At 67.7% G+C, this 23,324-nt stretch carries 27 protein-coding genes; 19 read left to right on the forward strand and 8 right to left on the reverse strand.

Annotated features, from left to right (window positions below):
* Entirely contained in the window at window positions 1–441 is a 441-nt protein-coding gene (locus AC3ITM_RS07245) for an FKBP-type peptidyl-prolyl cis-trans isomerase (protein WP_489269480.1), read from the reverse strand.
* A gap of 65 nt (window positions 442–506) precedes the next feature.
* Between AC3ITM_RS07245 and AC3ITM_RS07250 the strand changes: the two genes are divergently transcribed.
* From AC3ITM_RS07250 to AC3ITM_RS07265, 4 genes are all read left to right on the forward strand, one after another.
* A complete protein-coding gene (locus AC3ITM_RS07250) occupies window positions 507–872 on the forward strand; it encodes a DUF6164 family protein (RefSeq protein ID WP_228887237.1) in 366 nt (121 codons plus the stop codon).
* Between the two features lie 49 nt (window positions 873–921).
* Complete coding sequence (locus AC3ITM_RS07255; RefSeq protein ID WP_489269482.1) at window positions 922–1,677, forward strand: sulfurtransferase; 756 nt, start codon at window positions 922–924, stop codon at window positions 1,675–1,677.
* 153 nt (window positions 1,678–1,830) lie between these two features.
* Window positions 1,831–2,817 carry an LLM class flavin-dependent oxidoreductase gene (locus tag AC3ITM_RS07260; RefSeq protein ID WP_489269484.1) on the forward strand — a complete coding sequence of 329 codons (987 nt, stop codon included), beginning with the start codon at window positions 1,831–1,833 and terminating at the stop codon, window positions 2,815–2,817.
* 188 nt (window positions 2,818–3,005) lie between these two features.
* Window positions 3,006–3,515, forward strand: a complete 510-nt coding sequence (locus AC3ITM_RS07265) for a pyridoxamine 5'-phosphate oxidase family protein (protein WP_228887240.1) — start codon at window positions 3,006–3,008, stop codon at window positions 3,513–3,515.
* 120 nt (window positions 3,516–3,635) lie between these two features.
* Here AC3ITM_RS07265 and AC3ITM_RS07270 read toward each other — a convergent pair whose 3' ends face one another.
* Both AC3ITM_RS07270 and AC3ITM_RS07275 read right to left on the reverse strand, forming a co-directional pair.
* A complete protein-coding gene (locus AC3ITM_RS07270) occupies window positions 3,636–4,292 on the reverse strand; it encodes an exopolysaccharide biosynthesis protein (protein WP_489269487.1) in 657 nt (218 codons plus the stop codon).
* Entirely contained in the window at window positions 4,276–5,586 is a 1,311-nt protein-coding gene (locus tag AC3ITM_RS07275; RefSeq protein WP_489269489.1) for a hemolysin family protein, read from the reverse strand. The genes AC3ITM_RS07270 and AC3ITM_RS07275 overlap by 17 nt, the downstream gene beginning before the upstream one ends.
* A gap of 282 nt (window positions 5,587–5,868) precedes the next feature.
* Here AC3ITM_RS07275 and AC3ITM_RS07280 point away from each other — a divergent pair, with 282 nt between their 5' ends.
* Window positions 5,869–6,495, forward strand: a complete 627-nt coding sequence (locus tag AC3ITM_RS07280; RefSeq protein ID WP_228887243.1) for a DUF47 domain-containing protein — start codon at window positions 5,869–5,871, stop codon at window positions 6,493–6,495.
* Window positions 6,496–6,506: 11 nt separating this feature from the next.
* A complete protein-coding gene (locus AC3ITM_RS07285; protein WP_489269491.1) occupies window positions 6,507–7,628 on the forward strand; it encodes an inorganic phosphate transporter in 1,122 nt (373 codons plus the stop codon).
* A 279-nt stretch (window positions 7,629–7,907) separates the two neighbouring features.
* Here the strand turns inward: AC3ITM_RS07285 and AC3ITM_RS07290 are convergent, their stop codons facing one another.
* Together AC3ITM_RS07290 and parE are read right to left on the reverse strand one after the other, a co-directional pair.
* Window positions 7,908–8,459 carry a GNAT family N-acetyltransferase gene (locus AC3ITM_RS07290; protein ID WP_489269493.1) on the reverse strand — a complete coding sequence of 184 codons (552 nt, stop codon included), beginning with the start codon at window positions 8,457–8,459 and terminating at the stop codon, window positions 7,908–7,910.
* 849 nt (window positions 8,460–9,308) lie between these two features.
* The gene (gene parE, locus AC3ITM_RS07295; protein WP_228887247.1) at window positions 9,309–11,198 is read right to left on the reverse strand and encodes a DNA topoisomerase IV subunit B; all 1,890 of its coding nucleotides are present in this window, start codon (window positions 11,196–11,198) and stop codon (window positions 9,309–9,311) included.
* 164 nt (window positions 11,199–11,362) lie between these two features.
* Here parE and AC3ITM_RS07300 point away from each other — a divergent pair, with 164 nt between their 5' ends.
* From AC3ITM_RS07300 to truD, 8 genes are all read left to right on the forward strand, one after another.
* Window positions 11,363–11,602 (forward strand): hypothetical protein, encoded by a 240-nt coding sequence (locus AC3ITM_RS07300; protein ID WP_228887248.1) that lies wholly within the window; start codon window positions 11,363–11,365, stop codon window positions 11,600–11,602.
* Window positions 11,603–11,981: 379 nt separating this feature from the next.
* Window positions 11,982–13,646 (forward strand): CTP synthase, encoded by a 1,665-nt coding sequence (gene pyrG, locus AC3ITM_RS07305; RefSeq protein ID WP_489269496.1) that lies wholly within the window; start codon window positions 11,982–11,984, stop codon window positions 13,644–13,646.
* A 44-nt stretch (window positions 13,647–13,690) separates the two neighbouring features.
* On the forward strand, window positions 13,691–14,029 hold the full coding sequence (locus AC3ITM_RS07310; protein ID WP_489269498.1) for a hypothetical protein: 339 nt from the start codon (window positions 13,691–13,693) through the stop codon (window positions 14,027–14,029).
* Window positions 14,030–14,093: 64 nt separating this feature from the next.
* The gene (gene eno, locus AC3ITM_RS07315; RefSeq protein ID WP_489269500.1) at window positions 14,094–15,380 is read left to right on the forward strand and encodes a phosphopyruvate hydratase; all 1,287 of its coding nucleotides are present in this window, start codon (window positions 14,094–14,096) and stop codon (window positions 15,378–15,380) included.
* Window positions 15,381–15,384: 4 nt separating this feature from the next.
* Window positions 15,385–15,735 carry a cell division protein FtsB gene (ftsB, locus tag AC3ITM_RS07320; protein ID WP_489269502.1) on the forward strand — a complete coding sequence of 117 codons (351 nt, stop codon included), beginning with the start codon at window positions 15,385–15,387 and terminating at the stop codon, window positions 15,733–15,735.
* Window positions 15,735–16,430, forward strand: a complete 696-nt coding sequence (gene ispD / locus AC3ITM_RS07325; protein ID WP_489269504.1) for a 2-C-methyl-D-erythritol 4-phosphate cytidylyltransferase — start codon at window positions 15,735–15,737, stop codon at window positions 16,428–16,430. Before ftsB ends, ispD begins: the two co-directional genes overlap by 1 nt.
* 35 nt (window positions 16,431–16,465) lie before the next feature.
* Window positions 16,466–16,963, forward strand: a complete 498-nt coding sequence (gene ispF, locus AC3ITM_RS07330) for a 2-C-methyl-D-erythritol 2,4-cyclodiphosphate synthase (RefSeq protein ID WP_489269506.1) — start codon at window positions 16,466–16,468, stop codon at window positions 16,961–16,963.
* Window positions 16,960–18,003: a tRNA pseudouridine(13) synthase TruD gene (gene truD, locus AC3ITM_RS07335; protein ID WP_489269508.1), complete on the forward strand. Its 1,044-nt coding sequence runs from the start codon at window positions 16,960–16,962 to the stop codon at window positions 18,001–18,003. The genes ispF and truD overlap by 4 nt, the downstream gene beginning before the upstream one ends.
* Window positions 18,004–18,167: 164 nt before the next feature.
* On the opposite strand, the gene AC3ITM_RS07340 is transcribed toward truD, so the two are convergent.
* On the reverse strand, window positions 18,168–18,707 hold the full coding sequence (locus AC3ITM_RS07340) for a Smr/MutS family protein (RefSeq protein WP_489269510.1): 540 nt from the start codon (window positions 18,705–18,707) through the stop codon (window positions 18,168–18,170).
* Window positions 18,708–18,893: 186 nt separating this feature from the next.
* Here AC3ITM_RS07340 and surE point away from each other — a divergent pair, with 186 nt between their 5' ends.
* From surE to AC3ITM_RS07360, 4 genes are read left to right on the forward strand one after another with little or no spacing between them, the layout of a single operon-like run.
* Entirely contained in the window at window positions 18,894–19,673 is a 780-nt protein-coding gene (gene surE / locus AC3ITM_RS07345) for a 5'/3'-nucleotidase SurE (RefSeq protein WP_489269512.1), read from the forward strand.
* Window positions 19,670–20,347, forward strand: a complete 678-nt coding sequence (locus AC3ITM_RS07350) for a protein-L-isoaspartate(D-aspartate) O-methyltransferase (RefSeq protein WP_228887257.1) — start codon at window positions 19,670–19,672, stop codon at window positions 20,345–20,347. The genes surE and AC3ITM_RS07350 overlap by 4 nt, the downstream gene beginning before the upstream one ends.
* 19 nt (window positions 20,348–20,366) lie before the next feature.
* The gene (locus AC3ITM_RS07355; protein ID WP_489269514.1) at window positions 20,367–20,981 is read left to right on the forward strand and encodes a YqaA family protein; all 615 of its coding nucleotides are present in this window, start codon (window positions 20,367–20,369) and stop codon (window positions 20,979–20,981) included.
* Window positions 20,978–21,754, forward strand: a complete 777-nt coding sequence (locus tag AC3ITM_RS07360; RefSeq protein WP_489269516.1) for a peptidoglycan DD-metalloendopeptidase family protein — start codon at window positions 20,978–20,980, stop codon at window positions 21,752–21,754. Before AC3ITM_RS07355 ends, AC3ITM_RS07360 begins: the two co-directional genes overlap by 4 nt.
* A gap of 169 nt (window positions 21,755–21,923) precedes the next feature.
* On the opposite strand, the gene AC3ITM_RS07365 is transcribed toward AC3ITM_RS07360, so the two are convergent.
* Both AC3ITM_RS07365 and yhbY read right to left on the reverse strand, forming a co-directional pair.
* Entirely contained in the window at window positions 21,924–22,298 is a 375-nt protein-coding gene (locus AC3ITM_RS07365) for an Mth938-like domain-containing protein (protein WP_489269518.1), read from the reverse strand.
* An 18-nt stretch (window positions 22,299–22,316) separates the two neighbouring features.
* A complete protein-coding gene (gene yhbY / locus AC3ITM_RS07370; protein WP_228887671.1) occupies window positions 22,317–22,622 on the reverse strand; it encodes a ribosome assembly RNA-binding protein YhbY in 306 nt (101 codons plus the stop codon).
* A gap of 66 nt (window positions 22,623–22,688) precedes the next feature.
* Here yhbY and rlmE point away from each other — a divergent pair, with 66 nt between their 5' ends.
* Window positions 22,689–23,321, forward strand: a complete 633-nt coding sequence (rlmE, locus tag AC3ITM_RS07375; RefSeq protein WP_228887670.1) for a 23S rRNA (uridine(2552)-2'-O)-methyltransferase RlmE — start codon at window positions 22,689–22,691, stop codon at window positions 23,319–23,321.
* Window positions 23,322–23,324 lie beyond the last annotated feature (3 nt).

The raw sequence follows: 23,324 nt of genomic DNA on the forward strand, positions 1-23,324 counted from the left end.
TCAGCGCGGGGCGACGTCGAGCAGTTCGACATCGAACACCAGCGAGGAATTGGGGCGGATCGGGCCGGCGCCACGGTCGCCATAGCCGTACTCGGCCGGGATCATCAAGGTGCGCTTGCCGCCGACCTTCATGCCGGCAAAGCCCTCGTCCCAGCCCTTGATCACCCGGCCCTGGCCGAGCTCGAAGCTGAAGGGTTCGCCGCGGTCCAGCGAGCTGTCGAACTTGTCGCCGTGCTTGTCGGCGGCGTGCTCGTCGTAGATCCAGCCGGTGTAATGCACGGTGACCTTGCTGCCCGGGACCGCTTCGGCACCGGTGCCGGGCCGGGTGTCGATCTTCTCGAAGGTGGCGATGCTGCCCCCCGGCGGCGGGCCGGGCGGGGTGCAGCCGGCCAGCGCCAGCGACAGCAGGGAAGCGAGCAGGTAAATCGGCAGACGACGCATGGCGGCTCCGGATCGGAAAAACGGGGACGCAAGGGTAGCGCATCGCCGGGCGCTATCATGGGCGCATGTCGAAACTGCTGCTCAACCTGCGCAACGTCGCAGACGATGAAATCCAGGACGTGACCGCCCTGCTGGACCAGGCGGGCATCGCCCATTACCGCACCGAGCCCAGCCCGTGGGGCATCTCCTGGGGCGGGATCTGGATCCGCGAGGACGACGACCTGGCCCGTGCCAGGGCATTGATGGGCCCGTACCAGCAGGCCCGCGGCGAGCGCATGCGCGCCCAGCGGCAGGCCGCGCTGCGCGACGGCACCGCCGAGACCTTCGCCAGCCTGCTGCAGCGTCGGCCGCTGTTCGTGGTGGCGGTGCTGCTGGGCATGGCCGCTGCCGCGGCGCTGGTGCTGCTGCCGTTCGTGCTGCTGCGCGGCTGATGGCAGGGGGGCACGGGCGGATCCTGGCGACAGGGGATAAAATGGCCGGATGATCGTCAATACCGCCGCCTACCATTTCACCCCCGTCGCCGACCCGGACGCGCTGTGCGCGACCCTGCTGGAGCGCGCCGACGCGGCGGCCCTGCGCGGCACGATCCTGGTGGCCGCAGAGGGCATCAACCTGTTCCTGGCCGGCGGCCAGGCCGGCATCGAGGGCTTCTATGCCGCGCTGCATGCCGACCCGCGTTTTGCGGACATGCCGGTCAAGACCAGCCACAGCCGGATGCAGCCGTTCGCCCGGCTCAAGGCCAAGGTCAAGCCGGAGATCATCAGCTTCCGCATCGACGATGCCCAGCCGCTGGACCACCCGCGCGCGCCCACGGTCGACCCGGCCACGCTGCAGCGCTGGCTGCGCCAGGGCCACGACGATGCCGGCAAGCCGGTGGTGATGCTGGACACCCGCAACACTCAGGAAATCGACTACGGCACCTTCCACAATGCGCTGGTGCTGCCGATCAGCAAGTTCACCGACCTGCCCCAGGCGCTGGCGCCGCACCGCGATGCCCTGCGCGACAGCACCGTGGTCAGCTTCTGCACCGGCGGCATCCGCTGCGAGAAGGCCGCGCTGTGGATGCGCAACGACGGCATGGACAACGTGCTGCAGCTGGACGGCGGCATCCTGGGCTACTTCCAGGCCGTGGGCGGGGAGGGCTATGACGGCCGCTGCTTCGTGTTCGACGAGCGGGTGGCGCTGGATGCCGCGCTCAGGCCGCTGGTGGACCAACCAGGGACCGAAGCAGCCTGAGCGTGTCCTGCCGGGCATGGCCCTGCATCACGGTAGGCCGGCCAGCGGCAGCCTCACGAACCCGAACCGCAGGAATCAGCATTCCGCCACCGGCACTGGCGGTGGGCCATGGCCAGCCCCATCTCAAGGGCATGTCTTCTGGATGGAACGTGCATGCAACTGTCGATTCTTGATCTGGCCCCGGTCTGCGAAGGCAGCGATACCACCCAGGCCTTCGCCAACATGCTGGACCTGGCCCAGCACGCCGAGGGCTGGGGCTACCACCGCTACTGGCTGGCCGAGCACCACAACATGCCCGGCATCGCCAGCGCCGCCACCGCGGTGCTGATCGGCCACGTGGCCGGTGGTACCCAGCGCATCCGGGTGGGCGCCGGCGGCATCATGCTGCCCAACCACTCGCCGCTGCAGGTGGCCGAGCAGTTCGGCACGCTGGCCTCGCTGTACCCGGATCGCATCGACCTGGGCCTGGGCCGCGCGCCCGGCACCGACCAGCCGACCGCGCGCGCCCTGCGCCGCTATTTCGACAGTGCCGACCAGTTCCCGCAGGACGTGCGCGAACTACTGCACTATTTCGAACCGGCGCAGGCCGGCCAGGCGGTGCGCGCGGTGCCCGGAGCCGGCATTGCGGTACCGGTGTGGCTGCTCGGCTCCAGCCTGTTCAGTGCGCGCCTGGCCGCGGCGATGGGCCTGCCGTTCGCGTTCGCTTCGCATTTCGCCCCCGATGCGATGGACGAGGCGCTGGCGGTGTACCGCCGCGAGTTCCGCGCCTCGGCCTACCTGCAGGCGCCGTATGCGGTGCTGGGCCTGAACGTGGTGGCCGCCGAATCGGAGGCCGAAGCCAAGCGGCTGTTCACCACCCAGCAGCAGAGTTTCGTCAACCTGCGCCGAGGCAAGCCCGGCCTGATTCCACCGCCGATCGAGGACATCGAGGCGTTCTGGCAGCCGCATGAAAAGGCCGGCGTGCAGAACGCGCTGGCCTGCGCGGTGGTCGGCGACGTGCGCCAGGTGGGCGAGGGGCTGGCCGCGTTCGTGGCCCGGCACACGCCGGACGAAGTGCTGGTGACCGCCAACATCTACGACCATGCTGCACGCAAGCGTTCGTTCGGGTTGGCGATGCAGGCGTGGAAGTCCAACGCATAGGCGTTCGCGGTAGGTCCGAGCCATGCTCGGACATCCTGCTGCTCGGACATCGTGGTGCCGGAACCGAGCGCATCCGACCATGGGTCGGTGCTACCGGGCAGGCGGCGCGAAGGTCGCGTGACCGCGCGGTTCACGCCACCGTGGACGCCGATCGGGTGTGATGGGGGCTCCCGCAACAGGAGTTCCCCATGGCAGAGCAGGACCGCCAGCAGCACATCAAACAACTGGCCGGCATGATCGCCGATGTCGAGATCGCCATGTTCACCACCGTCGGCGTCGACGGCCGCTTGTACAGTCGCCCGCTGGGCACCCAGCAGGTGGAGTTCGACGGCGACCTGTGGTTCGCCACCGCCGCCGACAGCCCCAAGGTGGCCGAGATCGCGCTCAACCCGCAGGTCAACGTGTCCTACTCCTCGCCATCGGGCAACACCTATGTGTCGGTGGCTGGCACGGCGCGCATCGTCGACGATCGCGCCAGGATCGACGAATTGTGGTCGCCGGCCATGAAGCTGTTCTTCCCCGGCGGCAAGGACGACCCCAACCTGCGCCTGATCCATGTCCGCGCCGAATCGGCCGAGTACTGGGATGGCCCGGGCGGCCTGCTGGGCAGCGCGCTGTCGTTCGTGCTGTCGGCGGTGACCGACAACCCGGGCGCCTTGTCCGACACCGGCACCGTGGACCTCAAGCCCGGCGCGTAGGCACCGACCGTGGGGCGGTAATTCAGCGGTGGCTACCGACCGTTGGTCGGGTAATTCAGCGGTAGGTACCGACCGTTGGTCGGGTAATTCAGCGGTAGGTACCGACCGTGGGTCGGTACTTCAGAACCAGCGCTGGAACTGCTCCAGCGTATAGCTCACCAGCTGCCCGGAACTGAGACCGAAGAACAGCACCGCGGCGATCGCCCCGATCCAGTTCAACAGCATCAGCACGCCGTCGCGCTCGAGCAGGGCCAGCGAGAACAACAGCAGCTGGAAGCCGAACAGGTAGTTGGTGAACGGAATCGGCAGCGACAGCAGCAGCGCGGTCAGGATCAGCAGCATGCCGGTGAAGGCATGCGCCGGCCAGGGCGCCAGCAGGCCCGGCAGGCGCGGCTTGAGCAGGCGGTCCAGGCGCCGCAGCGGGCCGTCGATACGGGCCAGGAAGCGGTGCATGGTGCCGCGCTTGGGCCCGCGCCTGGCAACGAACCCGGGCAGCCACGGCCGGCGCATCCCGAACAGCATCTGCGCGCCGATCAGCAGGATCAGCGGCCCGCTGACCGCGCCGGCCACGCCGGGAAGGGGGATGAAGGCCGGCAGGATCGCCACGAACAGGAACACCCCGAACGCGCTCTGCTGCAGATCGCGCAGGATGTCGCCCAGCAGCAGGCGCGCTTCCGGATCGCCCTGGTCGAACATCGCCAGCAGGGTACGGATGCCTTCGTTGCGGTATTCCGGCGGGCCCGGCTCCGGTGCGGGACGCTCAGCCGGTGAGTTCATCGGTCTGCTCTTCGGACAGCGTGCGCATCAGCAGCTTGTCCACGCGCGCACCGTCCAGGTCGACGATCTCGATGCGCCAGCCGGCCCAGTCGAAGTACTCGCCGGCGTGCGGGATCCGCCCGAAGTAGTGGATGCACATGCCGGCCAGGGTGTAGTAGTCGCCGTCTTCGCCATCGGGCAGTTCGGCATTGCCCATCAGCTCGCGCAGGTCGTCGATCGACAGCGAACCATCGACCAGGTACGAACCGTCTTCGCGGGTCACCACCAGGGCGTCCTCGTCCACGTTCTCCACCGACTGCAGGCGGCCAACCACCGCGCCCATCAGGTCGCTGATGGTGACCAGGCCCTGGATCTCGCCGTACTCGTCCACCACCAGCGCCATCGACTGCTGTTCCTCGCGGAAGATCTCCAGCAGCTTCATCGCATGGGTGGATTCGGACACATACAGCGGCTCGCGCAGGTTCTGGAACAGCGAGTGGTCGTCGCGCACCAGGCGGGTGACCAGGCTCTTGACCTCCAGCACGCCGACGATGTCCTGGTCGTTGCCGCGGTACACCGGGTACCGCGAGAACTCGTTCTCGCGCATGGTGCCGAGGTTCTTCTCCGGGTCGGCCAGGGTATCGAGCCAGGCGATCCGGTTGCGTGGGGTCATCAGGCTGTCGGCGGTGCGGTCGCCCAGGCGCATGACCCGGTTCATCATGTCGCGCTCGTGCGCGTCGATCACGCCGGCTTCGTGGCTTTCGGCCACCAGCATGCGGATCTCTTCTTCGGTCACCGATGCCGATTCGTCCTTGCCCAGGCCCAGCAGGCGCAGGACCAGGCGGGTGGTGTGGGACAGCAGCCAGACGAACGGGAAGGCGATCCTGGCCAGCCAGCCCATCGGCAGCGCGACCAGGCCGGCGATGTCCTCCGAGCGGGTCAACGCCAGCCGCTTGGGCACCAGTTCGCCGAAGATCAGCGTCAGGAAGGTGATCAGGGCCACCGCCAGCGCCTTGCCCACGCCGTCGGCATAGGTGAAGGCCGGGAACAGCCCCTGCAGCCAGGTGGCAATGGCCAGGCCGATCGCCTCGCCGCCGAATACGCCGGTCAGGATGCCGATCAGGGTGATCCCGATCTGCACGGTGGACAGGAAGCTCTCCGGCTTTTCGGCCAGTTCCAGCGCGCGTTCGGCGCGCTTGCTGGTGGCGGCCATCTGCTTGAGCCGGCTCTTGCGCGAGGTCATGACCGACATCTCGGACATGGCGAAAAAGCCGTTGAGTAGGATCAGGGCCAGGACGATGATCAGTTCAAACACGGGCGCGGTCCCCGGTTGGTGGCAGGGAGGGCGTGTTCAAGCAGTAGCGGCTACCGGAGGGCGCGTGAGCGCGGCGGTGCGGCGGAGGGTAGGGGTCGTCTTCCATAGGGTGCACCCGAAGGCGCCTGCGCATCTTAACAAAACGCCGGGGCGAGGAGGCAACCAGAGTCGTTCAGGTGGGGCGGTCTGGGCGTGAAGATCGGGGGGAGTACCCGGATCGGACATCAAACCGTCATAATTCCGCCCGGTGCCGTCCTTCCTCGACGGCGAATAGGTTTCTCAATGTTCTCTCTGCAGACCATTTTCGGCTCAGGCAAACAGTTCTACACCCTGCTGGACGAGGCTGCCCAGGCCGCCCAGGACAGCGCCAAGGCGCTGCACGCGATGCTGCGCGAGGCCGACCGCCAGCCGGCGCTGGACGCCTTCAAGCTGGCCCGCCTGCGCGAACGCGCCGCATCGGACAAGATCAGCCAGGCGCTGGTGGACAGCTTCATGACCCCGATCGAGCGCGAGGACATCGAAGCGCTGGGCTCGGCGTTGTACAAGATCCCCAAGCAGGTGGAGAAGTTCGCCGACCGCTACTCGCTGGCCACCAAGCACCTGGAGCACATCGATTTCGCGCCGCGCGCGGCGATGCTCGAACAGGCCGCCAGCGTGGTGGTGGACATGGTCGGCGACCTGCGCCACATGAACCTGGACCGGATGACCGCGCTCAACGAGAAGCTGCGCTCGCTGGAGAACGAGGCCGACCGGCTGATGCTCGAGCTGTACCGCGACATCTACTCCGGGCGCCTGGACAACCTGCAGATGTTCCTGCTCAAGGAATTCTTCGAGATCCTGGAAAAGGCCATCGACCGTTGCCGCGAGGCCGGCGTGGTGGCGTACCAGATCGTCCTGAAGAACAGCTGACGGCCGCCCGCATGCTGACCCTTGTCCTGGTGGTGATCCTGGCCGCGCTCGTCTTCGAGTTCATCAACGGTTTCCACGACACCGCCAACTCCATCGCCACCGTGGTGGCGACCAAAGTGCTCTCGCCCGGCTGGGCGGTGATGCTCGCTGCCGTCATGAACCTCATCGGCGCCCTGACCGGCACCGCCGTGGCGCTGACCATCGCCTCGGGCCTGCTCAACACCAACGTGGTCGATGTCACCCCGCAGGTGATCCTGTGCGCGCTGCTGGGTGGCATCATCTGGAACCTGATCACCTGGTGGAAGGGCCTGCCGTCCTCGTCCTCGCACGCCCTGATCGGCGGCCTGTGCGGCGCCGGCCTGGCCGCAGCCCACAACAACTGGGACGCGCTGATCTGGTCCGAACGGATCGGCACCTGGGCCCAGAACAAGGGCCTGCTGTGGAAGGTGTTCCTGCCGATGATCACCTCGCCGGTCGCCGGTTTCCTGCTCGGCATCGTGGTGATGCTGCTGCTGTGGGCGATCATCGCCGGCATGGCCAAGGCCGGTGGCTGGTTGGGCCGGATGGCCCGCCCGCGCATCGTCAATGCGTTCTTCGGCAAGGCGCAGATCGTCTCGGCGGCCTACATGGGCTTTGCCCACGGCCACAACGACGCGCAGAAGACCATGGGCATCATCGCCATGACCCTGATCGGTGCCGAAGCGACCGGTGCGCTGAACGACCTGCCGTCGTGGCTGGCCTTCATGCACCCGCAGGCCAGTGCCGGTGATGGCATCGCGATGTGGATCGTGCTGACCTGCGCGGTGGTGATGGCCGCCGGTACCGCCTCCGGCGGCTGGAAGATCATCAAGACCCTGGGCCACAAGATGGTCAAGCTGCATCCGATCCACGGCTTCGCCGCAGAGACCAGCTCGGCCACCATCCTCACCCTGGCCGCGCACTTCGGCATGCCGGTGTCGACCACGCACAGCATCTCCACCGCGATCATGGGCGTGGGCTACGCCAAGAACCCGCGGTCGCTGCGCTTCGGCGTGATCGAGCGCATCGTCTGGGCCTGGATCCTGACCATCCCGGCGGCCGGCGGCTGCGCCTACCTGATCCTGCGCCTGTTCGAACTGTTCGGCTGGGCGTAGGTCGATCCGGGCCACGCCCGGATGCGATGCCCGGATGCAACGAAAGGCCCGCCGCAAGGCGGGCTTTTCGTAGGCGCTGATATTGCATGACGGCGGTAGGGTCGCGCCCCAGCCGACGGCCGTGAAGCCCGCCGCCGAGGTGTCGGCATGGACATGATCGGGGTCGGCGCTGTTGCTGGGCAGGATACCGATCGCAGGTCATGCCGACACCGAACGCTGCGCCGGCATCGGCAGTCGGCTGGGGCGCGACCCTACCGATGTAGCCATTGCGATGGGCGCTCAGGCGGTCCGTTCGCGCGCCAGCAGGCCGTACAGCGCCGAATCGGACAGCTCGCCGCCCACGCACCAGCGTTCGCGCAGCAGCCCTTCGCGCTGGAACCCGATCCGCTCCAGCACCCTGGCCGAGGGCACATTGCGTGGGTCGATCTCCGCCTCCAGCCGGCGCAGGCCGCGCTGGTCGAACAGGTGGTCGGCAAAGCACTGCAGCGCCTCGCCCATATAGCCCTTGCCCTGCGCCTGCGGGGCCAGGTTGTAACCGATCTCGGCGCGCCCGGAACCGGCATCGATGGCGAACACCACGCAGATGCCCAACAGCGCGGCATCGGCATGCTCGCGGATACCCAGCTTGAGCTGGGTGCCCTCACGCATCGCGCCCAGGTCGTCGAGGATCTGCGCGTAGGCCTGCTGGATGTCGGTCCAGGCCGGGTGGTTCCAGTAGCGCATCACCTCCGGATCGGACTGGATGGCGAACAATGCCGGGCCGTCGGCGGCCCGGATCGGGCTCAGCACCAGGCGCGCGCTGCGCAGTTGCAGGGTGGGGTCGAAATACATGGTGCTCCGTATCGTGGGCCTGCGGGGCAGGTCCGGGCAGCCCGGATTATCGCCTTGCCGGGCAAGTGAGCGCATGCGGAAGCTAAAAAAGGTTCTTCGCTTGTGCGCGGTTTCCGCTTCGCGGACAGCTTCAAAAGCGTTTCGTGCCCCTGCGGGGCGCGAGTCACTTTCTTGCTCGTACAAGAAAGTAACCAAAGAACACGCCCCCGTCCACTCGCCGGCGGGCTTTGCCCGCCGGTGCCCTGCGCTTCTCGCGTCATCGGGGGACGGCGCGGAACTCGCTGCGCTCGCGCCCCTAGACCAGCGGGCGCCCGTTGTTCCCACGCGTCGCCACGCGCCCATGTGTTGCCGCGCAGCCCTCAGTACGCTTCATGCTTGGCCCGCGCCTCTTCGCCCCCGCTGCCACTGCGATGCTCGGCTCGCTCCAAGGGGGAGGGGGGTCAAGATCACAAGCAACAGCAGCTGCGCCCGACCGACGGTCGGCCCTACTACTCCAGTTCCTGGCAAACCCATCGCAGGTAGGTCCGACCCGTGGTCGGACATGCTTCTGCTCAGTATCACGCTGCCCGAGCGTGGCTCGGCCCTACGCTTTCCATGCGCACCAGCCATGTGTGGAGGGTTGGCGCGGGTGGGTTGGCGGGACTGTCGAAAACATGGATGTTTTCGCCAAGCCCCCAAGGATGGGTTCACGGCGTGTCCCGCCAACCCGCCCGCGTCAACCCAGTCAGCGCATACGCCGGCCACTGCCTTTGATTTGAGGCTCTCGTTCGCAGCTGATTTCTATCGGCGAAGAACCAAAAAAAGCCCGCCAGAAGGCGGGCTTTTCCAGGTGCAGCCCCGGTGCCGCAATCAGACTTCCAGCGAAGCCAGGTCGCCCTTGTTCTCCAGCCACTGCTTGCGGTCGCCGGCGCGCTTCTTGGCCAGCAGCATGTCCATCAGCGAATGGGTCTGCTCGCCATCGTCGATGGTCAACTGCACCAGCCGGCGCGTGTCGGGATGGATGGTGGATTCGCGCAGCTGCTGCGGATTCATCTCGCCCAGGCCCTTGAACCGGGTCACGCTGACCTGGCCCTTGATCTTCTCGCGCTCGATCTTGTCCAGCAGCGAACGCTTTTCCTCTTCGTCCAGCGCATAGAACACCTGCTTGCCCACGTCCACGCGGAACAGCGGCGGCATCGCCACGAACACATGGCCGGCATCGACCAGCGCCGGGAAGTGCTTGAGGAACAGCGCGGTCAGCAGGGTGGCGATGTGCAGGCCATCGGAGTCGGCATCGGCCAGGATCACCACCTTGCCGTAGCGCAGGCCACCGATGTCCTGCTTGCCCGGGTCGCAGCCGATCGCGATGGCCAGGTTGTGCACTTCCTCCGAGGCCAGCACGCTGCCCGAGGACACTTCCCAGGTGTTGAGGATCTTGCCGCGCAGCGGCAGGATCGCCTGGAAATCCTTGTCGCGGGCCTGCTTGGCGCTGCCGCCGGCCGAGTCGCCTTCGACCAGGAACAGCTCGGTGCGCGACAGGTCCTGGCTGATGCAGTCGGCCAGCTTGCCGGGCAGGGCCGGGCCCTGGGTGACCTTCTTGCGGGTCACCAGCTTTTCGGTCTTCAGCCGCGCGCTGGCGCGCTCGATCGCCAGTTGGGCGATCTTCTCGCCCATCTCCACGTTCTGGTTGAGCAGCAGGCTGAACGCATCGTGCGCGGCGCCCTCGACGAAGCCGGCGGCCTGGCGCGAGGACAGGCGCTCCTTGGTCTGGCCGCTGAACTGCGGGTCGGTCATCTTCAGCGACAGCACGAAGGACACCCGGTCCCAGACGTCTTCCGGGGCCAGCTTGACCCCGCGCGGCAGCAGGTTGCGGAAGTCGCAAAACTCGCGCAGCGCCTCGGTCAGGCCGGTACGCAGGCCATTGGCGTGGGTGCCGTGCTGGGCGGTCGGGATCAGGTTGACGTAGCTTTCCTGGACCAGCTCGCCATCGGTCACCCAGGCCAGGGCCCAGTCCACGATCTCGTTTTCCTTCTTCAGGTGGCCCACGAACAGATCGGCCGGCAGCATCTCGCGCTCGCCCAGCTCGGCCTTGAGGTAATCGCTCAGGCCGTCTTCGTAGTACCAGCTGTCCTGCTCGTCGGTGGCCTCATCGCGCAGCTTGACGGTCAGGCCCGGGCACAGCACCGCCTTGGCGCGCAGCAGGTGGCGCAGCGCGCGCAGGTTGTACTTGGGCGTGTCGAAGTACTTCGGGTCGGCCCAGAAGCGCACGCGGGTACCGGTGTTCTTCTTGCCGACGCTGCCGACCACTTCCAGCGGGCTGGCGCGGTCGCCGTTGCGGAAGGTGATGCGGTGCTCGCTGCCGTCGCGCCGGATATGCACTTCCACCAGGGTCGACAGCGCATTGACCACGCTGACGCCGACGCCATGCAGGCCGCCGGAGAAGGTGTAGTTCTTGTTGTTGAACTTGCCGCCGGCATGCAGCCGGGTCAGGATCAGTTCGACGCCGGGGATCTTTTCCTCGGGGTGGATGTCCACCGGCATGCCGCGCCCGTCATCGGTGACCTCGCAGCTGCCATCCTTGTACAGGGTGACCTCGACGGTACGGGCATGCCCGGCCAGGGCTTCGTCGACGGCGTTGTCGATGACTTCCTGGGCCAGATGGTTCGGGCGCGCGGTGTCGGTGTACATGCCTGGGCGGCGCTTGACCGGATCCAGGCCGGACAGGACTTCAATATCGGCGGCGTTATAACGGGCGTTCATCTGTCTTCATATAGCGCAAAGCGACGGCGAAGTTTGCGGTCTGGGCGGTTTTTTTGCACGCCGCACGTTCAGGGGGCGGCCGACCAGGCCGCGATAGACTGTGCAGGGTGGAAAACCGGAAGCCCGGTTGCCCCCGTCCCAAGCCGCCATTGCGAGGAGTCCCCATGAAGAAGTTGCTGACCATCGTTGCCATTGCCGCCGCCGTTGTGGCCGTGCCGCTGGCACTGGCGCAGAACGCCGGACAGGGCCAGCCCGCGCCGCAGCAGGGTGAACAGGCCGACAAGGCCCAGTCCGAGGCCGACGCCAAGGCCAAGCGCCGCGCCGCGGCCAACGCCGAAATGAAGGCCGGCGGCCAGCAGGCCCCGCAGAAGGAAGAAGAAGAGGAAGCCAAGAAGAAGCGCTGACTCTTCTGTTGCCGCCCAAGGCGCCCCGGCCCTGCCGGGGCGTCTTTTTTTGTGAAGAGCGCAAACCAGCCCTTGGGCTTGTGGCCTCCAATCTGTAAACTATGGCTTTCCGGGAGCAGTGCGTGTCATCCATCAGCGAATGGACTGGCCTGATCGTGCGCGATCGCCAGCAGGGTAGGCAGCAGGTGACGGTCCCGACGGCGGCCGGCACGGCCACCCCGACCTCGCCGACCGGCTCCCACGCCGCTTCCCCGATCCCGGCCCCGGCGCGTGCGTTTCCCGCAGCCAACGGCCCGCTCAGCCCCGATTTCCCCTTCACCTCGCCTGTCGCCCCCTGCGCCGGCGTCGTTTCCCCCTTCCTGACAGGACACCCCCAGCCATGACTCCCTTGATCTTCGTAACCGGTGGCGTAGTGTCCTCGCTCGGCAAAGGCATTGCCGCCGCGTCGCTCGCCGCCATCCTTGAAGCCCGTGGCCTGAAGGTCACGATGATGAAGCTGGATCCATACATCAACGTCGATCCGGGCACCATGAGCCCGTTCCAGCACGGCGAGGTGTACGTCACCGACGACGGCGCCGAGACCGACCTGGACCTGGGCCACTACGAGCGGTTCGTGCGTACCCGCCTGAGCCGCAAGAATTCGGTCACCACCGGCCGCATCTACGAGAACGTGATCCGCAAGGAGCGCCGCGGCGACTACCTGGGCGCCACCGTGCAGGTCATCCCGCACATCACCGACGAAATCCGCCGCTGCATGGACGAAGCCACCGAAGGCTTCGACGTGGCCCTGGTGGAGATCGGCGGTACCGTGGGCGACATCGAATCGCTGCCGTTCCTGGAAGCGATCCGCCAGGTGCGCACCGAGCGCGGCCCGGAAAAGGCGTTGTTCATGCACCTCACCCTGGTGCCGTACATCGCCGCGGCCGGTGAACTCAAGACCAAGCCGACCCAGCATTCGGTCAAGGAACTGCGCTCGATCGGCATCCAGCCGGACGTGCTGCTGTGCCGTTCCGAGCAGGTGGTGCCCGATTCGGAGCGCCGCAAGATCGCCCAGTTCACCAGCGTTTCCGAGCGCGCGGTGATCAGCGTGCCGGACGTGGACGTGCTCTACCGCATCCCGATGGGCCTGCACGCACAGGGCCTGGATGAGATCGTGATCAACCAGTTCAAGCTCGGCGACAAGGCCGGCCCGGCCGACCTGTCCGAGTGGGAAGCGGCGGTGGATGCCACCCTGCATCCGCTCGATACGGTCACCATCGCGGTGGTCGGCAAGTACGTGGACCACCAGGACGCCTACAAGTCGGTGGGCGAGGCGCTCAAGCACGGCGGCCTGCGCCAGCGCACCAAGGTCACCTTGAAGTGGCTCGAAGCGCAGGACCTGGAAGGCACCGACATGAGCGCGCTGAACGATGTCGACGGCATCCTGGTGCCCGGCGGCTTCGGCGACCGCGGCTTCGAAGGCAAGGTGCTGACCTCGCAGTTCGCCCGTGAGCATCACGTGCCGTATTTCGGCATCTGCTACGGCATGCAGGCGGCGGTGGTCGATTTCGCCCGCCACGTGGCCGGGCTGGAAGGCGCCAACAGTACCGAGAACGACCGCCAGTCGCCCAATCCGGTGATCGGCCTGATCACCGAATGGCGCACCGCCACCGGCGATGTCGAAAAACGCGACGACAAGAGCGACCTGGGCGGCACCATGCGCCTGGGCCTGCAGGAACAGCGCCTCAAGCCGGGCACCCTGGCCCGCGAGCTGTACGGCAAGGACGTGGTGTCCGAGCGTCACCGCCACCGTTATGAGTTCAACAACCGCTACCGCACCCAGCTGGAGGATGCAGGCCTGGTGATCGCCGGCAAGTCGATGGACGACACCCTGGTGGAAGTCATCGAGCTGCCGCGCGACCAGCATCCGTGGTTCCTGGCCTGCCAGGCGCACCCGGAATTCCTCTCCACCCCGCGCGATGGCCACCCGCTGTTCATCGGCTTCATCCGCGCCGCGCGCGAGCGCAAGGCCGGTGGCGCGCCGCTGCAGGAGGCGCGCGCCTGAGCCGGCACTGGCGCGCCTGGCCCTGGGGCTGGGCTGCACTGGGCTTGTCGATCGCGGGCTGGGGCTGCCTGTTCATGCTGGTCATCGTGGTGATGGGCAGCGTGGGCATGCCCGGCGACGGCGACCATGCGATACGGGCGGCCGCGCCCTATCTGTATGCCACCCTGGCCCTGTCGGCGCTGGTGCTGCTGGGCTGCCTGGTCTCCAGTGCGCTGGCCATCGCGCTGCGCCGCCAGCGCGCCGGCGGGGTGGTGGCCGTGGCCCTGCTGGGCGTGCTGGCCGTGGTGGTCCTCCTGCCGATGTGGGCCTCGCGCAGCCACTCCCTGGTGTTTGCCCCCGGCGCCAGCGCGCCGATTTGGCAAGCGGCAGGCGTGCAGGGATAATCACGCGGCATATTGTTTGGCTTGTCTTTCGCGTTCTCCCCTTCTGACTGGTAACCGGCCCGCTATGACCACGATCCGCAGCATCCACGCCCGTGAAATCCTCGACAGCCGTGGCAATCCCACGCTGGAAGCCGAAGTTGTGCTGGAGGACGGCTCGTTCGGCCGCGCCGCGGTGCCGTCCGGCGCCTCCACCGGCACCAAGGAAGCGGTGGAGCTGCGCGACGGCGACAAGACCCGCTACCTGGGCAAGGGCGTGCGCAATGCCGTGGCCAACGTCAACACCACCATCGCCAATGCGCTCAAGGGCTATGACGCGGCCGACCAGCAAGCCCTGGACCGCCGCCTGATCGACCTGGACGGCACCGAGAACAAGGGCCGGCTGGGCGCCAACGCGTTGCTGGCGGTGTCGATGGCCAACGCCCATGCCGCTGCCGCCGCCAGCAAGCAGGCGCTGTGGCAGTACCTGGCCAAGGGCAATGATGTGACCCTGCCGGTGCCGATGATGAACATCATCAACGGCGGCGCGCATGCCGACAACAACGTCGACTTCCAGGAGTTCATGGTGTTGCCGGTCGGCTTCAGCTCGTTCTCCGAGTCGCTGCGCGCCGGCACCGAGATCTTCCATTCGCTCAAGTCGGTGCTCAAGGGCCACGGCCTGAGCACCGCGGTGGGCGACGAAGGCGGTTTCGCGCCGGACTTCCGCAGCAATGTCGAAGCGCTGGACACCATCCTCGAGGCGATCGGCAAGGCCGGCTACACCGCCGGCGAAGACGTGCTGCTGGGCCTGGACGTGGCGTCCAGCGAGTTCTATGAGAACGGCAAGTACAACCTGGTCGGCGAGAACAAGCGCCTGACCTCCGAGCAGTTCGTCGACTTCCTGGCCGACTGGGCCGCGCAGTACCCGATCATCAGCATCGAAGACGGCCTGGCCGAGAACGACTGGGCTGGCTGGAAGCTGCTCACCGACCGCATCGGCAGCAAGGTGCAGCTGGTCGGCGACGACCTGTTCGTGACCAACCCGAAGATCTTCAAGGAAGGCATCGAGTCCGGCACCGCCAACGCGATCCTGATCAAGGTCAACCAGATCGGCACGCTGACCGAAACCCTGGAGGCGATCGCGATGGCGCACAGCGCCAACTACGCCGCCGTGGTCTCGCACCGTTCGGGCGAAACCGAAGACACCACCATCGCCGACATCGCCGTGGCCACCACCGCCACCCAGATCAAGACCGGCTCGCTGTGCCGCAGCGACCGGGTGGCCAAGTACAACCAGCTGCTGCGTATCGAGGAAGCCCTCGGTGCCGGTGCGCGTTACGCCGGCCGTGACGCGTTCGTGTCGTTGAAGCGCTGACCCGATGCGCAACTGGCGCTGGGTACTGCTGCTGCTGGCAATGCTGCTGGTCTGGCTGCAGTACCGTTTCTGGTTCGGCCCGGGCAATTCGGGAGAAGTGATGACGCTCGAAGCCCAGGTCGCCAAACAGCGGCGCGACAACGCCGGCCTGCAGCAGCGCAATGATGCGCTGGCTGCCGAGGTCAAGGACCTCAAGGAAGGCCAGGCGGCGATCGAAGAGCGCGCGCGTAGCGAGCTGGGCATGATCAAGCCCGGTGAAAAGTTCTACCGCGTGGTCGAAGACGCCCCGGTCGCGCCCGCGCGGCCGCCGGCAGCGGCGGTCGATCCAAGCGCGCCGCCGCAGGACGTGCCCTGATGGGCAGCGTCTGGGCGGTGGTGCCGGCGGCCGGCCGTGGCAGCCGCTTCGGCGGAGCCACGCCCAAACAGTACCTGGTCGCCGGCGACCGGGTGCTGCTGGCCCACACCCTGCAGGCCCTGCTGTCGCACCCGGTGGTTGCCGGGGTGATGGTGGTGATCGCCGAGCAGGATGCCGACTGGCCGGGCTGGTGCTCGCTGGCCGACAAACCGATCCTGACCTGCATCGGCGGTGCGACCCGCGCCGATTCGGTGCTGGCCGGGCTGCAGGCGCTGCCCGACCAGGTGCGTGCCGACGATTTCGTGCTGGTCCATGACGCTGCGCGGCCGAACCTGGCCGCGGCCGACCTGGGCCGGTTGCTGGAGGTGGGCCGCAACGACCCGGTCGGGGCGATCCTGGCCGCGCCGGTGCGCGACACCCTCAAACGTGCCGGCGACGACGGCGGGATCGATGCAACCGAGCCGCGGGCGCGGTTGTGGCGGGCGCTGACTCCGCAGCTGTTCCGCCGCCGCCAGCTGGCGCGCGCGCTGCAGGACGCCGCCGCGGCGGGCGTGGAGGTCACCGACGAGGCCATGGCGATGGAGCGGCAGGGATTGCGCCCGTTGCTGGTGGAAGGCAGTGAGGACAACTTCAAGGTCACCACCCCGGCCGATCTGTCCCGCTTCGAATTCGAGCTGTCGCGCCGCGGACAGTGATCCGCACGCGTCGCCCTCAACTGCAGGTTCTTGCCATGACTACGCCCCGCATTCCTCCTGTCCGCATCGGACAGGGCTACGACGTCCACGCCTTCGGCGCGGGCGACCACATCATGTTGGGCGGGGTGCGCGTGCCGCACAGCTGCGGCGTGCTCGCGCACAGCGATGGCGACGTGATCCTGCATGCCTTGTGCGATGCGATGCTCGGCGCGCTGGCGCTGGGCGACATCGGCCAGCACTTCCCGCCCTCCGACATGCGCTGGAAGGATGCCGACAGCAGCGATTTCGTCCACCACTGCGAAGGCCTGCTGCGCGAACGCGGCTGGCAGGTCGGCAACACCGACATCACCGTGATCTGCGAACGCCCCAAGGTGGGGCCGCACGCCTGGGCCATGCGCGAGCGCATCGCCGAACTGCTGCAGGTGCCGCTGGATGCGGTCAGCATCAAGGCCACCACTTCGGAAACGCTCGGCTTCACCGGCCGCGGCGAAGGCATCGCCGCCCAGGCCGTGGTGCTGTTGGTGGCGCTGTGATCCCGCTGCCGCTGGCGTTCGGCGCGCCGCTGCTGACCGCCAGGATCCGCAGCACCCCGGAAGATTTCCAGGTGGACGAACTGCCCGCGTTCGAGCCGAGCGGGGAGGGCGAGCACCTGCTGCTGACCATCCGCAAGCGCGGCGCCAACACCGCGCACGTGGCCAAGCAGCTGGCGCGCTGGGCCGGCCTGCCGGACATGGCGGTCAGTTACGCGGGCATGAAGGACCGCCACGCGGTCACCACCCAGCGGTTCAGCGTGCACCTGCCCAAGCGGGTGGCGCCCGATCCGGCGCTGCTGGCGTCCGATGAGATCGAGGTGGTCGAGTCGACCTGGCACAACCGCAAGCTGCAGCGTGGCGCGCTGGCCGGCAACCGTTTCAAGCTGGTGTTGCGCGCCGTGCAGGGCGATGCGGCGGCGATCGATGAGCGGCTGTCGCATATCGCCGCCCGCGGCCTGCCGAACTGGTTCGGCGAGCAGCGTTTCGGCCGCGACGGTGGCAATGTGCCGGCCGCGCTGGCGATGTTCGGCGGCCGCCGGCTGCGCCCGGACCAGCGTTCGCTGCTGCTGTCGGCGGCGCGTTCGGCGTTGTTCAACCAGGTGTTGGCCGAGCGCGTCGCGCAGGGCAACTGGGACACCCCGCTGGACGGGGAGGTGTGGATGCTCGACGGCAGCCGCAGCGTATTCGGCCCGGAGCCGTGGACCGACCTGCTGGCCGACCGCCTGGGCCGCTTCGACATCCATCCCAGTGGTCCGTTGTGGGGCGAGGGCGAACTGCGCAGCAGCGGCGCGGCGGCCGCACTGGAACTGGCCGCGATCGGTGACGAACAGTCGCTGGCATTGCGTGCCGGCCTGGAAGGCGCGCGCCTGAAGCAGGAGCGCCGGGCGCTGCGCCTGCGCCCGGCCATGCTGCAGCACCAGTGGCTGGCCGCCGATGTGCTGGAGCTGCGTTTCACCTTGCCGCCGGGCTGCTATGCCACCGCCGTGCTGCACGAACTGGGCCCGGTGGAAGACGCCAGCCAGGCATCACCCGAGGCGTAGATCCACGCCTCGCGTGGATGCCCGGCGGCACGAACGTTCGGTGCCGGGTGCCCGGGAGGCCACGTCCACGCCTGGCGTGGCCCTACCGATGACAAGCAAGCCATCCCGGGTAGATCCACGCCAGGCGTGGGTGCCTTGCGATCCGACGTGCAGGTTGCCCGCGCTCAGCGATTGGCCAGCAACACCAGCACCGCACCGGTGCCGCCTTGCCCGGCCGGCGCCGAATGGAAGGCCAGTACGTCGTTGCGTTGGCGCAGCAGGCGGTCCACCAGGTTCTTCAATACCGGGGCGCCGCCATCGGACTGCAGCCCCTTGCCGTGGATGATGCGCACGCAGCCATGGTCGTGCGCATGCGCTTCCAGCAGGAACTGGCGCAGCAGGGTCTCGGCCTGGGCGACCGTGGCGCCGTGCAGGTCCAGCTCGTCCTGCACCGAATACTGGCCGCGCTTGAGCCGCTGGAACATCCGCGCCGGCAGGTTGTCGCGCCGGTAGCTGGCGGTGTCGCCGGCTTCCAGCGGGCTGCTGTCGCGCAGCAGCCGGGCGAATTCGCCGCGCGCTTCGGCATCGTCGCGTTCGGCCATCCGCGCGCGCGGCTTCGGCCGCGGTGTGGCCGGCGGTGTGCTGGCCGGCTTGCGCAGCGGCTTGACCTCGCCGATCGCCGCGCGGAACAGGGCGGCCGGGTCTTCGTCTTCAGGATGTGACATGGATACAGCCTAATGCGGGAGCGGGCGGCTGCCTACCGCCGCCGGGGTAGGACGATCTGCCCGCTTGCGGCACAATAGCGGACGCACTTGCGCGGTCGGTGTTCCCCGCACCGGGGATGGCCGGCCCCGCCAACGCTGGAAAGTGATGGAAACGAAGTCTTGAAAAATCAAGCGGTTAAATTGCAGATGCGGATCCTGGTCAGCAACGACGATGGTGTCGATGCGCCGGGCATCCGGATGCTTGCCTCGGTATTGCGTGACGCCGGTCATGAGGTGATGGTGGTTGCGCCGGACCGCGACCGCTCCGGCGCCAGCAATTCGCTGACCCTGGACCTGCCGATCCGCATCAAGCGCATCGACCACTACACCTGCTCGGTGGCCGGTACGCCCACCGACTGCGTGCACCTGGCCCTGACCGGCATGCTCGAGTATGAGCCGGACATCGTGGTGTCGGGCATCAACAACGCGGCCAACCTGGGCGATGACGTCATCTATTCGGGCACCGTATCGGCGGCGATGGAAGGCCGTTTCCTCGGCCTGCCGGCGGTGGCGATGTCGCTGGTGACGCAGAACCACGAGGCGCACCATTTCCAGACCGCCGCGCGCGCGGCGGTGGAGATCGTGGCCCGGCTCAAGGCCGATCCGCTGCCGGCCGACACCATCCTCAACGTCAACGTGCCGGACCTGCCCTGGGGCGAGATCCGCGGCTTTGAAGTCACCCGCCTGGGCAACCGCCACCGCGCCGAAGGCTGCATCGCCCAGCGCGATCCGCGCGGCAACCCGGTGTACTGGATCGGTCCGGCCGGGCGCGAGCAGGATTCCGGCCCGGGCACCGATTTCCACGCGGTGCGCAATGGGTTCATCTCGATCACCCCGATCCAGGTCGACCTCACCCGCTACCAGGCGCTGGAGAAGGTGGCCAGCTGGGTTGGCGGGCTGACGGCCGCGCTGGATCGCCCGGCATGAGCCCGCGCCTGCGCCTGCAGCCCGAAGCGGTCGGTATCGGCATGACCTCCCAGCGCGTGCGCGACCGCCTGGTCGAACGCCTGCGCGAAGCCGGCATCGTCGACGAAGACACCCTCAACGCCATCCGGGTGGTGCCGCGGCATCTGTTCATCGATGAGGCGCTGGCCTCGCGCGCGTACGAGGACACCGCACTGCCGATCGGCCACGGCCAGACCATTTCCCAGCCGTGGGTGGTGGCGCGCATGACCGAAGCGGTGCTGCAGTGCGCGCCGAAGAAGGTGCTGGAAGTGGGCACCGGCTCGGGCTACCAGGCCGCGATCCTGGGGGCGCTGGGGCTGGAGGTGTATACCGTCGAGCGCATCGGCGACCTGCTGCGCCAGGCGCGCAAACGCTTCCGCGCGCTGGGCATGAATATCCGCACCAAGCACGACGACGGCCGTGCCGGCTGGGCCGAGCACGGCCCGTTCGATGCGATCGTGGTGACCGCGGCGGCCCCGGCGCTGGTCGAGGCGCTGGTGGAGCAACTGGCGGTGGGCGGGCGCCTGGTGGCGCCGGTCGGCGGCCCGGGCGCGCAGTCGCTGGTGCAGCTGACCCGCCGCGAAGACGGCAGCATTGAACAGCAGGTACTGGCACCGGTCACGTTCGTGCCGCTGCTGTCTGGCATGCTGGATTGATTCCCAGGAGCGTTGCGTCATGAAGATATTTGGCCCGCTGTACGAGCGGGCGATGAAATGGGCGGCGCACAAGCGCGCGCCGACCTACCTCACCGTGTTGAGCTTCATCGAGGCGATCATCTTCCCGGTCATGCCCGAAGTGATGCTGGCGCCGATGTGCGTAGCCCAGCCCAAGCGCGGCTGGTGGTTTGCCAGCTTGAGCCTGGCCGGTTCGATGGCCGGTGCGTTGGTCGGCTATGCGCTGGGGCATTACGCCTTTGAAGCCCTCAAGCCGGTGTTCGCCGCGCTGGGCATGTTGCCCGGCATCGAAGGCGGCATTGCCATCGTGCAGGCCAAGATGGCCGAATCGCCGTGGGCGGTGTTCACCTTCCTGGTGCTGGGCGGCTTCATGCCGATCCCGATGAAGGTTTTCACGTGGGCATCGGGTATCGTCGGCGTGCCGTTGCCGCAGTACCTGCTGAGCATGTTGATCGGCCGTGGCAAGCGCGTGTTCGTGCTGGCCGCGGTTATCCGTATTGGTGGGCCGCGCGCGGAAGCGGCGCTGCGGCGTTGGATTGAACCGCTGGGCTGGATTGCGACCGCGTTGCTGGTCGTGCTGGTGGCCTGGCTAGTCTGGAGGTCGAAGTTCGCATGAATGCTGATCGTATGAGCAAGGGGTTGCGTGCCACCGCGCTGCTGCTGGTGGTATCCACGCTGGGCGCCTGTGGCACCGCCACGGTGGTCAAGCCGGGCCCCGGCCGTGGCGGCAGCAGTCACAGTACGCCGCAGGCTTCGGTCGCCAAGCCCGGGCAGACCGCCGTGGTGCGCCGTGGCGACACCCTGTATGCCCTGGCCCGCATCCACAACATCACCCCGCGCGACCTGGCGGCCTGGAACGGGCTGGCCGAGCCGTACACGATCTACCCCGGCCAGGCCCTGCGCCTGTATCCGGGCGGCAGCGGTGCCGGCCGCGCCCCGACCACGGTGGTGACCGCGCCACGCCCGGGCACCGCCACGCCGGCTCCGACGCCGGCGCCCACCACGGCGATCAAGAGCAGCATCAGCTGGCGCTGGCCGGCCGATGGCGCGCTGGTGGGCAAGTTCGTCGGTGCCGACGTGACCAAGCAGGGCGTGGACATCGCCGGCACCAGCGGCCAGCCGGTGCGGGCCAGTGCGGCGGGCGTGGTGGTCTATTCCGGCGCCGGCCTGGTCGGCTTCGGCGAGCTGATCATCGTCAAGCACAGCGACCAGTGGCTGTCGGCCTATGGCCACAACCGCAAGCGTCTGGTCAACGAAGGCCAGAGCGTCAAGGCCGGCGAGCAGATCGCCGAAATGGGCCGCACCGGCACCAGCCGCGACATGCTGCACTTCGAGATTCGCTACAACGGCAAGCCGGTCGATCCACTGCTGTATCTGCCGCCGAAATAACGGATGGGTCCGGTGCAGGGCGGATCCCCGGCGCCGCAGGTAGGTCCGACCCATGGTCGGACGCGCTCCGTTCGGCATTGCAGTGTCCGGGCGTGGCTCGGACCTACGGGCCAACCGCCCACAAAAAAGGCCGCCAATGGCGGCCTTTCCTGAACAAAAACTGCCCGTTTCAACCGGTCAGGATGAACGCCGCGGCCACCTTGCGGCCTTCGCCGGCCAGGATGTTGAAGGTCCGCGCCGCGGCCGGGTTGCTCATCACCTCCAGGCCGATACCGCGGGTCAGGCAGGCGGCCATCACCGCCGCCGGCGGGAATACCTGGGTGTCCCCAGTGCCCAGCACCACCAGCGCCGGGTTCAGCGCCAGCACCGGCTGCAGGTGCTCGGGGGTCAGGTTGGCGATATCGGCTACCGGCCAGGCCTCGATCAGGGTGTCCGGGGCCAGGATGAAGCTGCTGGCCAGCAGGCGCTCATTCACTTTGGCGGTGCGGCCATCGGCGGCGCGCAGCGCATAGGCGTAGTCGGGCAGTTCGTGGCTCAGTTGCATGGGCGTACCTGGACCGGATCAGCCGCGCGGCAGCACGATCTGGCGCTGTTCCTTGCTCGGGCGGTACAGCACGGCCACATGGCCGATACGCTGCACCAGCGCGCTGTCGGACGCCTTGACCAGGGCATCGATCAGGGCATCGCGGGCGTCGCGGTCCTCGGCGGCGACCTTCACCTTGATCAGTTCGTGGCGTTCGAGGACTTCCTCAAGTTCGGCCAGGAAGGCCGGTGTAACCCCCTTGCCGCCGATCTGCAGCAGGGCTTTCAGATCGTGCGCGTGGCCGCGGAGGAAACGGGTTTGGGAAGACGTCAGGGCGATAGACATTCAGGAAACAAGCGGTTAACTGGGACGATCAGGGTATCATGACCACCCGTTCCGGCCCTATCACCAATGGCTTCCCGCAGCAAAAGCAGTCAACGCTGGTTGAAAGAACACTTCTCCGACCCCTTCGTGAAGAAGGCCCAGGCCGAAGGCATGCGCTCGCGCGCGGCCTACAAGCTGGAGGAGCTGCTCGAGCGTGACCGGCTGCTGAAGCCGCATATGGTGGTGGTGGACCTGGGCGCGGCCCCGGGCGGCTGGTCCCAGCAGGTGCGGCGCCAGATCGGCGACACTGGCCGGGTACTGGCCCTGGACATCCTGGAGATGCCGCCGCTGGCCGGCGTGGAGTTCCTTCACGGGGACTTCAGGGAGCAGGCGGTCCTATCGGAGTTCGAAGCCATGCTGGGGGATCAGCCGGTAGACCTTGTGCTCTCGGATATGGCCCCCAATAAAAGTGGCATGGACGCGGTCGACCAGCCGCGGATGATGCACCTGGCCGAGTTGGCGATGGATTTCGCCGACCAGCACCTCAAGCCGGGTGGCGCGTTCCTGATCAAGCTGTTCCAGGGCGTGGGCTTTGACGACTACGTGCGCGAAATGCGCCGCCGGTACGACAAGGTCGCCATCCGCAAGCCCGAGGCGTCGCGTAAGCGCTCGCCCGAGGTTTATGCCCTGGGGCAGGGCAAACGCGTACAGATCAAGTAAGCT

This window comes from Stenotrophomonas sp. KH_029 (assembly GCF_057839765.1).

Bases quoted from the DNA above. Each gene is read 5' to 3' on its own strand.
- AC3ITM_RS07340 (WP_489269510.1), bottom strand. From the start codon at position 18,707: ATGTCACATCCTGAAGACGAAGACCCGGCCGCCCTGTTCCGCGCGGCG.
- AC3ITM_RS07300 (WP_228887248.1), top strand. From the start codon at position 11,363: ATGAAGAAGTTGCTGACCATCGTTGCCATTGCCGCCGCCGTTGTGGCC.
- AC3ITM_RS07285 (WP_489269491.1), top strand. From the start codon at position 6,507: ATGCTGACCCTTGTCCTGGTGGTGATCCTGGCCGCGCTCGTCTTCGAG.
- AC3ITM_RS07260 (WP_489269484.1), top strand. From the start codon at position 1,831: ATGCAACTGTCGATTCTTGATCTGGCCCCGGTCTGCGAAGGCAGCGAT.
- yhbY (WP_228887671.1), bottom strand. From the start codon at position 22,622: ATGTCTATCGCCCTGACGTCTTCCCAAACCCGTTTCCTCCGCGGCCAC.
- ispF (WP_489269506.1), top strand. From the start codon at position 16,466: ATGACTACGCCCCGCATTCCTCCTGTCCGCATCGGACAGGGCTACGAC.
- AC3ITM_RS07355 (WP_489269514.1), top strand. From the start codon at position 20,367: ATGAAGATATTTGGCCCGCTGTACGAGCGGGCGATGAAATGGGCGGCG.
- AC3ITM_RS07280 (WP_228887243.1), top strand. From the start codon at position 5,869: ATGTTCTCTCTGCAGACCATTTTCGGCTCAGGCAAACAGTTCTACACC.
- surE (WP_489269512.1), top strand. From the start codon at position 18,894: ATGCGGATCCTGGTCAGCAACGACGATGGTGTCGATGCGCCGGGCATC.
- AC3ITM_RS07350 (WP_228887257.1), top strand. From the start codon at position 19,670: ATGAGCCCGCGCCTGCGCCTGCAGCCCGAAGCGGTCGGTATCGGCATG.
- AC3ITM_RS07290 (WP_489269493.1), bottom strand. From the start codon at position 8,459: ATGTATTTCGACCCCACCCTGCAACTGCGCAGCGCGCGCCTGGTGCTG.
- AC3ITM_RS07265 (WP_228887240.1), top strand. From the start codon at position 3,006: ATGGCAGAGCAGGACCGCCAGCAGCACATCAAACAACTGGCCGGCATG.
- AC3ITM_RS07270 (WP_489269487.1), bottom strand. From the start codon at position 4,292: ATGAACTCACCGGCTGAGCGTCCCGCACCGGAGCCGGGCCCGCCGGAA.
- AC3ITM_RS07245 (WP_489269480.1), bottom strand. From the start codon at position 441: ATGCGTCGTCTGCCGATTTACCTGCTCGCTTCCCTGCTGTCGCTGGCG.
- parE (WP_228887247.1), bottom strand. From the start codon at position 11,198: ATGAACGCCCGTTATAACGCCGCCGATATTGAAGTCCTGTCCGGCCTG.
- AC3ITM_RS07255 (WP_489269482.1), top strand. From the start codon at position 922: ATGATCGTCAATACCGCCGCCTACCATTTCACCCCCGTCGCCGACCCG.
- pyrG (WP_489269496.1), top strand. From the start codon at position 11,982: ATGACTCCCTTGATCTTCGTAACCGGTGGCGTAGTGTCCTCGCTCGGC.
- rlmE (WP_228887670.1), top strand. From the start codon at position 22,689: ATGGCTTCCCGCAGCAAAAGCAGTCAACGCTGGTTGAAAGAACACTTC.
- eno (WP_489269500.1), top strand. From the start codon at position 14,094: ATGACCACGATCCGCAGCATCCACGCCCGTGAAATCCTCGACAGCCGT.
- ftsB (WP_489269502.1), top strand. From the start codon at position 15,385: ATGCGCAACTGGCGCTGGGTACTGCTGCTGCTGGCAATGCTGCTGGTC.
- AC3ITM_RS07250 (WP_228887237.1), top strand. From the start codon at position 507: ATGTCGAAACTGCTGCTCAACCTGCGCAACGTCGCAGACGATGAAATC.
- AC3ITM_RS07360 (WP_489269516.1), top strand. From the start codon at position 20,978: ATGAATGCTGATCGTATGAGCAAGGGGTTGCGTGCCACCGCGCTGCTG.
- AC3ITM_RS07365 (WP_489269518.1), bottom strand. From the start codon at position 22,298: ATGCAACTGAGCCACGAACTGCCCGACTACGCCTATGCGCTGCGCGCC.
- ispD (WP_489269504.1), top strand. From the start codon at position 15,735: ATGGGCAGCGTCTGGGCGGTGGTGCCGGCGGCCGGCCGTGGCAGCCGC.